This is a genomic window from Pseudomonas sp. ANT_H4, from assembly GCF_008369295.1.
In the GTDB taxonomy this organism is placed as follows: domain Bacteria; phylum Pseudomonadota; class Gammaproteobacteria; order Pseudomonadales; family Pseudomonadaceae; genus Aquipseudomonas.
On the sequence record NZ_VOBG01000041.1, the window covers coordinates 24,125 to 38,129 of the forward strand.

Below are 14,005 nucleotides of genomic sequence, written 5' to 3' on the forward strand. Positions count from 1 at the left end.
GTCACCCTTAATTCACCCCTTCCGATACAACGGAGAAAACTCAAAGAGATCACTGCTTATCCAACCGGCGCTCTTCAACGCCTCAATGGAGTCTTCACTTTCACTTAGCGCCTGTGCCTCTGAGGTCTCAACCGCCACCGCCGCAGGTGACTGCGATTTGACTTGGTTAACGGCCGCCACATTAGGTTTGGTAGCACTATTGTCGCTGCGACTGATGACACTGCGCAGCAATGCCAGTCGCTCCGGCCGAGCCACACCATCGAACGCCATCATGTCGCTTAGTTGGTCTTCAATCGGAAGCAAATCATCGAACTGCCGCATCCGTTTCGGATCTCGGCTTCGCAGAGCGGACAAAGCTGGCTTCAATATCTGCATCTTGGTGTTGCTCACCAACGCAATTGTCTCGGCGGTAACGCATTCCGAACCACTCTGGATCGCATACCTTTGACTGAGCACCAAAAGCTTCACCAAAAAGTCGGTGACCCCTTGTGTATGCTCATACAGCGCATCAAACACATCCTCTGTCAGTTCGACCGGCTGCTGGTACCACTGATAGCTCCAGAGGTTTTCAACAAGCATGCGCCACTCGTCATCGTCCTTCTCAAAACGTTTAAATTCGAGTACCCCGACGCCGCAGCAACGCCTTGCGTTGCGCATGACGTCCGAAAATAGGCTGATCATCGAATTTGTCCCGATGAACACCACAGGAATTCCGATGTTGTTCACTAGATGGAGGAAGAAATTCAGCATGTTGTCCTTGCCCCCAGTTTTCGCGAGGTGCAGGTTCTGAAGTTCGTCGATCAGCAAAGCTCCGATGAAAAATGTACTCGCAACCTGTTCCATTTGTTGCAACGAGTCATTGATGTTCCGAGCCCTATACCGCTTGTAGTAATCCTCATCACCTAAAGCTCGCCCGACCGCATAGAAAAATTGCTGACAGAAGCCTGCCAGCGAACCATCTCGGGGGCAGTCAAGCTTGAGCCAGGTGATCTGGGTATGAACGAACTGCTTTCCTTCATAACGCTCGTGGCGAATCGTTTGAGGGTAGAGACTCAAAATGGCTTCGAGTGCGGTGGACTTTCCAATGCCACTAAGGCCAACCAGACTGAACGTTTCGGCAGTGGACTTAAATCCATCGTGGTAGCGCTGTGCGCCCGAAAGTGAGTGAAGATGTCTGACAGTGTCTGGAGAGGTCGGGTTGCGTCCGACGTACCCACGTCGTACCAGCAATGAAAATACGGACTCCAGATCCATGTGGACCAACAAAGGCTGGACCACCGTTCTCAACCGGTCGATGCAGTGAACCCGAGTCGATCGGTCGAGGGTCAGCTCTTCTGGATCAACAGGACGGGGGAAGTTCGAGATTAGTTGCATTGCCACCTCTTCTGAGAAGATCGGTGGCAGCGCTTCGATGAGTGGATTTCCCGCGTAGTCCGCTATCGCCTGCTTCGTGTAGCTTGCGAAAACTTGGGCGCCTTTCATGAGTTTTGTCCTGGGCGCAGGCGTTTGAGCATATCGATAACCTGAGCGCTGCGAGGGCCGGCAAAGTTTTCTGAGCGATCTTGGGAGATCTCTGTCTTGAGCACAGGCGATTCAATCCTTACACCCTCTGGCACATGGGCGGTCTCACGCTCCTTGAGGCGCTCAACGGCGCGATTCTCACGAATATTTCCAATCATCTCAGCTTTGGTCGCAGGCGCTGGCTCATCATTTCGCTCAGCGATCGCACCGCTGACGACTTGATTAACTTCCTCCAGCAGCGAAATCCGACTCTCCAACTCAGCGCGTTTATGAGTCGGTGGAGTCTGGCGGTAAGCTTCGAGCAGATCGAAAATCTCATCGGATCGATAACCAGCATACTTGCTATCAGACTTACGCAAATCGCAACGGATGAACTGTTTGTTGTCTCCCCGAATCCAGATATGTGCTGAGGAATTTGGGTCATACCAACACTCTATCGACCAAACCCCGCGGCTACGGGCCTTCGCAAACCAGTTGTTCTCGATCGCTACATCACAGACATAGTGCATCCCTCGGAATAGCACACCACCCTTTTGCACCGTCGCTTGCTCGCGCGGAAGCAAATGGAGATAGACCAGCTCGTCGGGATGATTGTTTGGTTCGACATGACCATTTTCTAATGCCCAAGTCCAGATACCTGACGGCGTCGGATCGACACCGTCGTTCATCATCTCTTGAGTGAGCCTGTCGGGCTGCCTGTTGAAGCGGTTATAGTGAAGGACACACTGGATGATAATCTTGGTGAACTCTTTAATGCTCAGCGTTGCATCGAGTCGGTAATCTCGCTCGCCACGTTCCTTCTCCCTAGCAGCTACACCACCAGGAAGCCACCTGATGCCTGTCAGGTTGTTCAGGATACCGAACCGGCTCTCAACCATCGACTTCCAGTCAGGGCGGTAAGGCGGAGCGATTCCCAGCTCGATATTCAGGCCAGTGGCAAGACCCTCAGCTGCTTTCCCCAACATCTCGCCTCGATCAGCGTAGATGTGATGTGGGAGGTGATGACAGGCCCATTCCCCTGAATCGATTGTGACCCCATTGGTAGCGCAAAACTCAACCTTCGAAGTGAAAGCGTTGAAAAGCGCTTGCCTGGCTCCGTTCCAACTCGGGCCCTCTAATCCGATGTAGAGACCGACGATCATGCCGGAAAAGCTATCAATGACGACGTACACAACCGGCCGTCCAATGAGCATTCGCCTGGAGTATCCGTTCACGAGATAAATGTCCGCAATGGTGGCATCGATCTCAAACTGATGGCAGGGGCCACGAAGCCAGTCACGGACGGTTCCAGAAAGGGGGCGGCAATCTTTTAGCCACTTACGCATTCCCTTACGGCCACGTTCAGTTTCAACCTCGTCGAAATATTGCTTTCCCCAATAATCGAACTGTCTAAAGGAAGGAATTTCCGATTCGGGTAGCAAACGACCGCCTGATTCTGGATTTTTCGACAGGTCTTTCGCGGTATAGAACCTCCTGAGCATCTCAACATAGGCGTTGGTTATCGTAGAAGTCTTATCCCCGACAAATAACGAGTAGCCGATACGGATACAGCGCTTATCCACGGCATCGATAACCTTGGTCGGTGAAACGGCAATACCTTGATACCTTGGCTTCCTACCTGGGGGCTTTGCGGGATCATACTTGCGCTCAGGAACTCCGACGCCCGCATAGTTTTTCAAGAGCGCATTTCGAACTTGGCCATTGATCCAGTAACGGTACAGAAGTCGATAGATGCTCTTGCGCTGTATACCGAGCTCAACAGCTCTAGCGCCGACCATTTGACCCATCTCACCAGGAGCGAATATCTGACCTGGATAATCTGAGTCGATCAGGGGTGCGATGATGTTCCACTTTTCATCCCTTTCCCGCTTCTTTTTCTCATCCAAGTCATCCTCTAACACTAAGAGAAACTCAGGCGTAACGACCTTGGCTAGCTTCGTATCACCTGCAATGACGGATCCGCGAAGCTCCTCCAGGCCTAAACCAATCGGCTGGCGGGGCGGATCCGTTAATTGGATCAAAACGACCGCATCGTATCGCTCATTGAGGTACAAGACCCTAACGAAGCCCGGCACGACGGAAAACTCAGTAAGCGGTTCGAAACAATCATTGACTTGGACTTTCATGATAGGCCCTCCGCCGTCAGTGAAATTTTCATTGGTTTCTCAATGATTTCAAATGTTGGTAGTGGCGCAGTCATTTGAATGGGAGTACCAACCAAATCTACCTTGATCGACTTAGCCCATATCAGGTGATGATATAAAGCCCGAGAGTCTTGATAGGAGATAAATAAACGTGCGGCAATCTTTCGCAGAGATTCAGCAGTACTCCACGGGTAGGGACGACAGCTCGCTAAGTGCCCCAGAAAATCTGTGTGTAATGATGGCTCTGCCAAGGCGCGCGGCAGTTGAGCGAACTTCCTGAGTAAGCCTAAATTCTTGATCAAATCGGGGCTGAACATTTCTTCAGTGACAATGGCCCAATCAACGTGTTGGCCAGTCCAGAAACGCTTTTCGATCTCAAATTTTTCCAACGTCCTCCTGGCTTTTTTGCCTTCGAGGTCAGTGCGGTATTTAATTGTTCTGGCTACGGATTTAAAGCTGCCATCGGGCTTTTTTATCGTTAATAAAAAATCCGTGGTCATAACGTAAGGAAGCACTGTCTTCGGATACTTCGGGTATCGCACTCCCATAGAGCTCGCGATTGCTTGAGCACTTTCTCGCGGTAGCAATGGATACTGCTCGCGTATATCCACAACATTTTCCGAAAATTCACATACCAAAAAATAGGCGCGCTCTAGGTCGGAAAAGAGGTGATGGAGGCGATCGATCTTCACACCTTGGATCTTGTGGGAGCGTCCTCTGGAAGGCACGTCTTGGACGCGCAGCCACGGCAGATAACTGGCACCAGCTCCGCTACCGAATCCATTCGAAATATGCCGCTGAATATCTGTCTCAGACGAAAACCTACGACCGCGCAATGCTACCTCCTTCGTCCGCCGGGACCGCCTCTCCTCGCCCTGAAAAATAGTTATAGGAAAAAATCGCCCACCACCTGTTCATGGTACAGCCCTCTTTAGCCTACTCCCGGAGCGGAACGAAGCGGAGAATCTAGACCGATGGCTCAGCCAAAAAATGGAAAACCCCGTAAATACGGGGGTTTCGGCCTTGTGTCAATCTATGTTACGGCGTGTCAATCTTTATTGTTAAGTGTCAATCTTTATTGTTAGTAGCCACCAGTATGGGTAATTGGTGCCCAACATCATAGTTTGACACACGGAAACCAATAAAATCAGTCGTTTACGGAACCTGCCGCGATGCCATTTTTACAACATAGATTGACACAAGGCATGACGATATCCGAATGACGGGATGAGTTTATAACAACATAGTTTGACACTACCCTCGGGAGTCTTTTTAAAGTCGAGATTGCAGCTGAACAAAATATTTTGACACCAGCGGCTCAGTGAATTCAGGGGGAAACGGCTTAACGGAGCATGCCAGCTAAATGACTATTTTGACAAAAATGCCCGTTGGGGGCGCGTACCCAATTGTGATGGTTCTACTTAGCTGCGGTTGGATCAAAATGACATGCCCTCAGCTACCCGAATCAGCATTTCTTCGACCCGATGTGTGCCGTGAGTTGTAGTGAGCATCGCCGTTGGACTTTTACCCGAAAACCGGGATTTCGGTTTGGAAAGCCATTGTTTGGCCTTCTCTGCGTCCCCGAAGATCACATCGGCCATGGCGGTAATATGTGCAAAGCGGAACAGGCGATCACTCTCATCCACCGTTAAAAGCTGATTGCTGACCAATTTTGTTTTGAGCATTTTGAGTGGAATAATTCTGTCGCGTTCTTCCGGACTTATGGTTCCGACGTCGCAAAGCGACTTGATCAGGCTGGCCGAGAAGCCAGCTACGATAATGTCGTGAATGTCCTGATCAGAGGCGTTTGAGGGGATATTAAGAGACGCCTCCAGCCGGATGCGGTAAGCATGATAAGCCTCATCAAGCAGGACTCCAGCAAACACGGCCTGCACTGATGTTGCTCCATGCATAGGCTTCACCACTATTGCGCCGTCCGCTACCGTAATCGTCAGATCGTCCCCAACACCTACCCCCATTTTGGCAAGCAGTTCTGGGGGTAAATCAACGATGACATCACCGCTACCATCCTCAGTATCCTGGCATTTGACTATCCAGCGCTCGCTCTCACTCATGATCGTCCGGTTCTCATTTCGTAATTAGAGAAGACGCATCATTATGCTCGCGCGCAGAGTAGATCCAGTCACTGGATAACCTTGCATAGAGGCCATTCCTGCCGGTTATTGCGACGAGCGGCTGCGCTCTCCGGCGCATCGGCAAAGATGTCAGCTAAAAGCTCGACTACACGCCCGCCGTTTCACGTTCGAGCACCACATCGGACGGAAATGGGTCTACGGCAGCCATTGGTCTGGTCAGAAAGATATTCGCCAAATGGGAAGGAAAAGAAGCCCAACAGAGACGGGCCTCAACTTAGTCGCAAGCTATCCGCACACGAAAGCGGCTTCAAATAACTTTCTTGGGCGCTTGACCCTGAAGTAGGTACAGGCTGTTGAATGGCGGAATTATCCTTCGCGGTAGAAGCACCATGAACCAGGAAAACAAGCTCAAGCCGGTCCTCCGTCTTTACGTACAGAAGAAAGAAGAGTGTTGCGGATCTGACCATCAGCATGGGTCCGCTAAGGCTGCTGAGCCCAGGCATCACAAAGATCACAAGCATGATCACAAGCATGAGCATGAGCATGAGCATGAGCATGAGCATGCCCACGATCATGCCGATGCGTGTTGCGCTCAAGGCACTCAAGCAACAGAAGGTTTTTCGACCAGCAGGAGCAATCCAGCTCCGGAAGGGACTAGCAATGTTCGGTATCGCATCGACAAAATGGATTGCCCCACAGAGGAGCGCCTGATCCGTAACCGGCTGGAACCCATGCCCGGAATTGTCCGACTCGACTTCAATCTCTTGAATCGTGAGTTGACCGTGCATCACCGCTTGGATGATCCGCAGTCAATCGTCACCGCCTTAGTCGCGTTGGATATGGGGCCGAGCCTGCTTGAGGCCGGCGCCGCTCCATCGGCAGTTCCCCCGGCCTTGAGCGCCAAACTGAAAGGATTACTGGCCATCAGCGGCTTGGCTGCTATCGCCGCTGAAGTCATCGCGTGGACAACTGGGCAGGAAGGTTCCTGGCCGGTGATGGTGCTTGCCGCTCTTTCCATTCTGAGCGCTGGCCTGCCAACCCTCAAAAAGGGTTGGATTGCGATTAAGAACTTCACTCTGAACATCTATTTTCTGATGTCGCTGGCTGTCATTGGTGCTCTCGTCATTGGTAAATGGCCTGAAGCTGCAATGGTGGTTTTCCTATTCGCTATTGCTGAAGCTATCGAAGCCCTTTCGTTGGAGCGAGCGCGTAATGCGATCAAATCGCTAACTGCATTGGCGCCCGAAACCGCCGAAGTAATGATTGATGGCGGTTGGAAAGATCAGCCGGTGGCGAGTGTATTACTCGGTAGTCGTATTCGGGTTCGCACCGGTTCGCGAGTACCCTTGGATGCCAGCGTCGAGTCTGGTCGCGCCGCACTGGACCAAGCTCCAATTACTGGCGAAAGCCTACCAGTTGATAAGCAGGTCGGTGATCCACTTTACGCAGGCAGTATCGTTACCGACGGTGTAGTTGAAGCGACTGTGACGGCCGTAGCAGGAGAAAGCACTCTTGCTCGTATCGCGGCGGCCATACAAGACGCGCAATCTCAACGAGCCCCTACCCAGCGGTTTGTAGATCAATTTGCACGTTATTACACCCCGGCTGTAGTGGTACTTGCCCTGTTGGTTGCTGCATTGGGCCCCGTTCTGTTCGCTGGAACCTGGGGCGATTGGCTCTATCAGGCGCTGGTCCTGCTAGTCATCGCCTGCCCATGTGCCTTGGTGGTTTCAACGCCAATTACCGTCGTCAGTGGGCTAGCCGCGGCTGCCAAGCATGGCATTTTGATTAAAGGCGGTGCGTACCTTGAAAGCGGCCGACTACTTAAGGTTGTGGCGCTCGACAAGACTGGCACCTTGACCCAAGGCAAACCGGTACTGACCGATAACGAGCCTTTTGGTGATCTGCCCATAGAGATGGCTTTGCAGATCGCAGCTAGCCTCGACGAACACAGTACACACCCAGTGGCGAAGGCCTTGGTCAGCGGATGGAAATTACAGCAACCGGACGCGGCGACTCTGCCGGTTGAGGACTTCGGCGTACTCAACGGTCGTGGCGTCAAAGGCAATATCGACGGTCAATCGTGGCACCTGGGTAACCACCGCTTGGTTGAAGAGTTGGGCGTATGCTCGCCGGCCCTTGAGGCCCGATTGTCGCTGCTGGAAAACGCAGGAAAAACTGTAATCGTGCTCTGCGCGGCCAGCGGTCCAGTGGCGATTTTTGCTGTGGCTGACACAGTAAGGCCTGAAAGCTTTGCTGCCGTAACTGCTCTGAAAGCATTGAATGTCGTACCGGTGATGCTCACGGGTGACAACCCTGCAACGGCCAAGTCCATCGCCGCTCAGCTCGGCATACAGGATGCACGCGGAAACCTCATGCCGGAGGATAAACAGACCGCCGTCGCTGAACTCAAGCGCCGCTTTGGTTCAGTTGGCATGGTGGGCGATGGTGTGAACGATGCTCCGGCATTGGCGCAAGCCGACATTGGTTTTGCGATGGGAGCCGCTGGGACTGCCACAGCGCTTGAAACGGCTGATGTCGCCATCATGGATGACGACCCACGCAAGATTGCTGACTTTATTAGCCTGAGTCGTCGATGTGCCTCTGTTTTAAAGCAAAACATTGGACTGGCCTTGGGTATCAAAGTTGTTTTTTTAGCGCTTGCGTTGTCCGGCCACGCTACGTTGTGGATGGCTGTTTTCGCCGATATGGGCGCGAGCCTGCTCGTCGTATTCAATGGACTGCGGCTACTGCGTCGGTGACGTAGAAGCCGCGTCTTCGATTGCCTGTCCACACAAGGAAACAAAATCATGCAATGTCCGATCTGCAAAGATACCGCCCTGGTAATGACTGAGCGCCAGAACATCGAAATTGACTATTGCCCACAATGCCGTGGCGTTTGGCTCGACCGAGGTGAACTCGACAAGATCATCGAGCGCAGCCAACAGCAAGAGGCCGTTAGGTTTCTTCCACAGGCCCCAATTCCACCCGTACAGAATGCTCCTCCGGCAGTACAACCCGGTTACAGCCAGCATGGAAATAGCCAAGGGCATGGAGATAGCCAAGCTCATGGAGATCAACGAGGAAGTCACGGTGGCGGTTGGAGAGACGGTGGCCATCAGAGCAGTCATCAGAGCGGCCATCAAAGTCAGGGTGGACATCAAAACCAGAGTGGGCATCAGGGGCAACAGTCGTACCGCAAAAAATCGTTTTTGCAGGAGATGTTCGATTAAGGCTGCGATTTCGCGCTTTGATCGGGATATACCTCGAACCAGCACCAAATCCCGAAATGGGGTGTTTCATGAGATGGAACGGTTTGGGGTATTAGCTGGTCTTTATATCCTGCAATCGACTCGTAGCAAGGGTGCTACCTGGGTGGTTGGAATTTCAGCGAGCGGCGTTTGAGGGAAAGGTTATGAGCTCAGGACACAGTCACGGCCAGGTACGCGCCGGTCACGAAAAGTTGCTGTGGATCGCACTCGCCCTGACGACGAGCTTTATGGTGGCGGAGGTCATCGGGGCCTTTGTCACCGGCAGCCTGGCCTTACTGTCCGATGCAGCTCACATGCTGACGGATGTGGCCGCATTGGCGATATCTTTGGTCGCCATTCACATAGCCCAGCGCTCTGCGGATAAAAAACGGACCTTTGGTTACGCACGATTCGAAATACTTGCAGCCGCATTCAACGCGGTTTTGTTGTTTTTAGTCGCTATATACATCGTGTATGAAGCATATCTGCGACTTAAAGCCCCAGCAGAAATTCAGTCGATGGGCATGTTGGTTATCGCGGTGATCGGGCTCATCGTCAACCTCATTTCCATGCGTCTGCTGGGTGCTGCCAGCGGGGAAAGCCTCAATGTGAAGGGCGCTTATTTAGAGGTCTGGAGCGATATGGTGGGGTCTATTGGCGTCATCATCGCCGCTCTTTTGATCCGTTTCACCGGCTGGAACTGGGTAGATTCCCTTGTCGCTGCTGGCATCGGGTTCTGGGTGCTGCCCAGAACGTGGTCATTGCTCAAGGAAAGCATGAACATATTGCTGCAAGGGGTTCCAGAGGGCATAGATATCGAGAAGGTAGAGGCGACGCTTTATGGGATCGAGGGGGTCAAGAATATCCACGATTTGCATATCTGGGCTTTGACCAGTGGTAAAAGTGTGATGAGCGTCCATCTGGTCGCTGACTCGGCTTCCCGCAGCGAGCAAGCTATCTTGTCCGAAGTAACCAGCCTTATGAGTGATAAGTTCCACATCAGCCATACTACCGTCCAAATGGAAGGATCTGATTTTCACGACCAACTAGCTGACGACCATGAGGGTATGGAGCACTAACTGAGTCATGGCATTCATTTTAGTCAGCTTCAAGTTTTCACGTTGCAGATACCGATCAATAGAGTTGATTAATATGATTAGAAATTTTTTAAGTTGTTCTTGGCTGGCAATGCTTTTGGCTTTTGTCGCGCAGCCGGTTTTTTCAGCACCTGCTAATCCAGAAAGGGTATTCGGCTGGATCGAGGAAGGAATACTTTTACCGGAAAATATTGCCGTGAAAGTAAAGTTAGATACAGGAGCTCTTACATCCTCAATGGATGCGAAAGACTTAGAACGATTTCAAAAAAATGGAGAGGAATGGGTTCGTTTCAACGTTAAAGTCAAAGACACAAAAACTAAGAAGGTGAGTAACGCACTCTTCGAGCGACGCGTCGAAAGAAATGTAAAGGTTAGAGGCGCCGGCGGCGCTGAACATCGTCCAGTAGTCATGATGACGATGTGCATAGGAGATAAAATTTATAAGGAGGAGTTTTCACTGAAGGATCGAGGCGACATGAACTACCCCGTCCTGATTGGTCGCCGAACTTTGGGGGTGTTGGGGGCGGTCGATGTTTCGCGCACATTCACTGACGAACCCAACTGCAATTAAATCTAACATCCTGCTCTACATCTATACGTGCAGGGTGAATGTACTGAGGAAATAGCTCGGCAGAAGTTTGCAGCTTTTTTGACGCTTGCGATGGCCGACCAAATGGTCTCACATAAAGACGCCCACCCGGATGCTGCATTTTTTTGGAAGTGTTAGTGGCGGCGCCATGCAACTATCAATAGTTAGTTGCATGGCTCTGATGAAAAAGCACGCTCATTCTACAGGGTGATTTTAGATCTTTGTCGCAGCCCCCCTTATTTTGGTATTTTCACTGATTGACGCTCAAATATTTGCGCGAGCTTTAGTGGTGTTGTCGCTTTGGATTGGCAGATGCTGAACAGATCGAGCTCTGGGCGATATGCTGAAGTTTGAATACCCATCAACCCCAATATAGAATGGAATAAGTTGTCATGGGACAGTGATACTCCGCGTTGTTCCTTCAGGCATTGAGGATCTAGGTTTTGACGCGACTGCATATCTTTGGAGATCCAGAGTACCATGGGGATACTAGTCTGCTCGCTGGGAGCCATGGCATAAGGAAGTCCATGCAAGTAAAGCCCATTCTCGCCGAGGGACTCACCGTGATCAGAGACATAAAGCATCGCCGTATCAAAACGTTCAGCGTTACGCTTTAGCAGGTCGATCGTTTGCCCAAGTACGTAGTCCGTATAACTGAGACTGTTATCATAGGCACTGACAATGCTTTCGCGCGTACAACGTTCAAGTTGGTTATTATTGCAAACGGGCCCGAATCGTTCGAACGCTGGTGGATAGCGTTTCGAGTAGGATGGGCCGTGACTGCCTTTCATGTGTAGCACCACGATTGAGTCCCGCTGCTGTTTATCCAAGTAGGCTTGTAAATCTTGCAATAAGACTTCGTCGTAACACTCGTCGGCTCTACATAATCCCAGCGTTTTTTGATTGTTCAATTTTTCATTTGGTACTCGGTCGCAAATGCCTTTGCAACCCGAGTTATTGTCTCTCCAAAGGACCGATACTCCGACCCGCTGCAAAACGTCTAATAGTCCTTCTCTACGAAGCGCCATACCGTCTTTGTAGCCTTCTTTACCCACATCCAGGAACATGCAGGGTAAGGAAACGGCCGTAGCTGTTCCACATGAGCTGACATTGGTAAAACTTAAGACACCACGCCTGGCCAATTCCGGATTGGTATCCCGGGTATAGCCATTGAGGGAGAAGTTAGCGGACCTAGCGGTTTCACCCACCATAAGTACCGTTAGCCGTGGTTTGCGTACACCAGCAGTAGCTTCTTCACGGCGGGCATCAGCACCAATGGTTTTTAATTCGGTGGGAACTGCTAGCTGGCGACGCGTATACCCATGGATTGCCGAAACCACATTCGACGGAACCAACATCAATCGGAGTTCGCGATGGTTACGCATCAGCGATGCATAGGATTGATAATGCGTAAATACGATGACCGCCAAGCAGGTGAGCGCTACCGCCACACCCATCAATCGATGAGCAAGTGCGCGGGACCACGATCGTTGGATCAAACGGACTCGGGTAATAATCAACCCCGGTATAACACCAAAGCCCAGCATCCACAGCAGTAGTTCCCAGTTCAGCAGGTCCGTGGCCTCGGACCTGTCCGTCTGCATCACATTCGTTAGCATGCTGTAATCAATTACTATGCCATAGCTATTCATAAAGTAACTCGTTGCTGCCGCAACCAGCAGCACGATAGCTAGCACAGGTTTTATCAAGCGTCCCCAGGCCATCACGCTGAGCAATACGTATAGCCAAATCAACACGAACCAAGGCAGGCTAAGCACGAATATGGTGTTTCCGTCCTGTAGGCCTCCCACGCCTTGCCAGACAGCTCGCCAAAATGGCCAGTTACTAAACAGTAGAAGCCAGGTTGAAACTGCAAGAATTAACTGATTGCTACCGAGTGTGATTTCCCAACTGCGAATTGGTACTTTGTTATTCATGGGTACTCCGGAATATCTCGACGTATCCAGGCGCGAACTGCCACCGGAGTGTCACTACGTTTTAGGTAAGAAAAAATCGCCTATGGCGCGGTGCAACTCGTGGATGCACCAGTGACCCTGAACGTTCTCGTCAGCTAGTTGGCGATCTGCGACTAGCCAGACCGCCAGACACACCAAACTGATGAAAATCTTTTTCATGAGGTAACCCCCCAAGTAAGCGACGTGGCTGTAGATCTGCTCGATTCGTCCTTGAACACCAGTAGTTGTGCTGAAGCGAAATACTGGGTGCGGGGCCGCGTAGACTTTGTTGCTCTGTAGGCCGTCGAGCGCTTGTCTACAGCGAGGCGGATTTCGTACCGCAGGCGTAGCTTGGTGACGTTGTGCAGATCACGAGACTGATAGGTGCGGCTGGCCGCCGACGAAATACTTTTTAGTTTGCGGCCGAAGGACAAAATCGGTGTTGAAGCGCCCACCAGGGTCAACCGCTTCCGGATGCTGGTCATCCTCGTTCCGCCAGACATTGCGAACTCTGAGCTGAAATCAGACCTTGCTGTGCACGCATGACGCACACTTTCGGCGTCCGACGGAGCTTTACGTTGGTGGTGTTCGAATTTTCGCGGAAGGCTTTGGCATCCATTAGTACTGGATTGAGGATCAAATCAGTCTGTTGGTGCCCCGTTTGGGCAGTTTGGATATCCCACTGGGCATCTACGAGGCTTGGGTTATTGAGTAATGCGGTTTGGGGTTTGGTCCTAGCCTCGACGTGGGCTTCCTGACGCGACGCCGTCATCAACGACGAAACACGAGACAGTGGACCAGCCGCCCACAACATTTTTCTAATGCGAGATCGCATAACAAGATTTACGCCCCCAAAGCGCGCTGTTTCTTTGTTCACTAATAAATATTTGATGGTCTAAAAAACTGCGAGCATCGATTTCAGGTGTCTGGATTCGATCAGAAGTCGCCCCGTCCGCAGGATCCTATGACGCGTAGTTTTTTTGCACACTCAATGTACTGCTGAGCAGTTATCAGAAGGGTGACTGAAGAATTACAAATTTGTTATAAGCCCATCTGCTGCGGACAATTAGTCTAAGATCTATTTAGTGTGGAGGTTTGTATGTTTTACGTCGATTGCGTAGCGGAGCCTCGATAATGCGTGATAAATTCTTACTGACTAAAATCGATCAATGCAAATATGTTGGAATGGGTTGATGAGTGAAGTTATCTGTGCGCGTACAAGGATGGGCGGTTGCAGGAGCTGAGTGCAACACGGTCATTGAATTGAAGCTGGAGCATCATGCCGCATAGCCATGGCCTTCTGCATCACCTCGCCCATAACTTCGATTGGGCATTTGAAGTCGAAGCGCTTA

The 14,005-nt window shown here is 51.3% G+C and carries 9 protein-coding genes; 4 read left to right on the forward strand and 5 right to left on the reverse strand.

Annotation, left to right across the window (positions count from 1 at the left end; translation table 11 throughout):
- Nucleotides 1–12: 12 nt before the first annotated feature.
- The 4 genes from FQ182_RS28330 to FQ182_RS28345 all read right to left on the reverse strand — a co-directional run bounded on the left by FQ182_RS28330 (nucleotide 13) and on the right by FQ182_RS28345 (nucleotide 5,740).
- Nucleotides 13–1,482 (reverse strand): ATP-binding protein, encoded by a 1,470-nt coding sequence (locus FQ182_RS28330; protein ID WP_032857199.1) that lies wholly within the window; start codon nucleotides 1,480–1,482, stop codon nucleotides 13–15.
- Nucleotides 1,479–3,647 (reverse strand): Mu transposase C-terminal domain-containing protein, encoded by a 2,169-nt coding sequence (locus FQ182_RS28335; RefSeq protein WP_032857197.1) that lies wholly within the window; start codon nucleotides 3,645–3,647, stop codon nucleotides 1,479–1,481. Before FQ182_RS28335 ends, FQ182_RS28330 begins: the two co-directional genes overlap by 4 nt.
- A complete protein-coding gene (locus FQ182_RS28340) occupies nucleotides 3,644–4,501 on the reverse strand; it encodes a TnsA endonuclease N-terminal domain-containing protein (protein WP_032857196.1) in 858 nt (285 codons plus the stop codon). Before FQ182_RS28340 ends, FQ182_RS28335 begins: the two co-directional genes overlap by 4 nt.
- 600 nt (nucleotides 4,502–5,101) lie before the next feature.
- Nucleotides 5,102–5,740, reverse strand: a complete 639-nt coding sequence (locus tag FQ182_RS28345; protein WP_149414869.1) for an antitoxin Xre/MbcA/ParS toxin-binding domain-containing protein — start codon at nucleotides 5,738–5,740, stop codon at nucleotides 5,102–5,104.
- Nucleotides 5,741–6,756: 1,016 nt separating this feature from the next.
- Between FQ182_RS28345 and FQ182_RS28350 the strand changes: the two genes are divergently transcribed.
- The 4 genes from FQ182_RS28350 (at nucleotide 6,757) to FQ182_RS28365 (ending at nucleotide 10,680) form a co-directional block, all read left to right on the forward strand.
- Complete coding sequence (locus FQ182_RS28350; RefSeq protein WP_149414875.1) at nucleotides 6,757–8,523, forward strand: heavy metal translocating P-type ATPase; 1,767 nt, start codon at nucleotides 6,757–6,759, stop codon at nucleotides 8,521–8,523.
- A gap of 84 nt (nucleotides 8,524–8,607) precedes the next feature.
- The gene (locus FQ182_RS30815; protein ID WP_306108737.1) at nucleotides 8,608–8,994 is read left to right on the forward strand and encodes a zf-TFIIB domain-containing protein; all 387 of its coding nucleotides are present in this window, start codon (nucleotides 8,608–8,610) and stop codon (nucleotides 8,992–8,994) included.
- Between the two features lie 182 nt (nucleotides 8,995–9,176).
- Nucleotides 9,177–10,091: a cation diffusion facilitator family transporter gene (locus FQ182_RS28360; protein ID WP_149414867.1), complete on the forward strand. Its 915-nt coding sequence runs from the start codon at nucleotides 9,177–9,179 to the stop codon at nucleotides 10,089–10,091.
- A gap of 73 nt (nucleotides 10,092–10,164) precedes the next feature.
- A complete protein-coding gene (locus FQ182_RS28365) occupies nucleotides 10,165–10,680 on the forward strand; it encodes an ATP-dependent zinc protease (RefSeq protein ID WP_256666369.1) in 516 nt (171 codons plus the stop codon).
- A 254-nt stretch (nucleotides 10,681–10,934) separates the two neighbouring features.
- Here the strand turns inward: FQ182_RS28365 and FQ182_RS28370 are convergent, their stop codons facing one another.
- A complete protein-coding gene (locus FQ182_RS28370; protein WP_149414866.1) occupies nucleotides 10,935–12,635 on the reverse strand; it encodes a phosphoethanolamine transferase in 1,701 nt (566 codons plus the stop codon).
- Between the last annotated feature and the right edge of the window lie 1,370 nt (nucleotides 12,636–14,005).

Bases quoted from the DNA above. Each gene is read 5' to 3' on its own strand.
- FQ182_RS28330 (WP_032857199.1), bottom strand. From the start codon at position 1,482: ATGAAAGGCGCCCAAGTTTTCGCAAGCTACACGAAGCAGGCGATAGCG.
- FQ182_RS28335 (WP_032857197.1), bottom strand. From the start codon at position 3,647: ATGAAAGTCCAAGTCAATGATTGTTTCGAACCGCTTACTGAGTTTTCC.
- FQ182_RS28345 (WP_149414869.1), bottom strand. From the start codon at position 5,740: ATGAGTGAGAGCGAGCGCTGGATAGTCAAATGCCAGGATACTGAGGAT.
- FQ182_RS28350 (WP_149414875.1), top strand. From the start codon at position 6,757: ATGGTGCTTGCCGCTCTTTCCATTCTGAGCGCTGGCCTGCCAACCCTC.
- FQ182_RS30815 (WP_306108737.1), top strand. From the start codon at position 8,608: ATGACTGAGCGCCAGAACATCGAAATTGACTATTGCCCACAATGCCGT.
- FQ182_RS28360 (WP_149414867.1), top strand. From the start codon at position 9,177: ATGAGCTCAGGACACAGTCACGGCCAGGTACGCGCCGGTCACGAAAAG.
- FQ182_RS28365 (WP_256666369.1), top strand. From the start codon at position 10,165: ATGATTAGAAATTTTTTAAGTTGTTCTTGGCTGGCAATGCTTTTGGCT.
- FQ182_RS28370 (WP_149414866.1), bottom strand. From the start codon at position 12,635: ATGAATAACAAAGTACCAATTCGCAGTTGGGAAATCACACTCGGTAGC.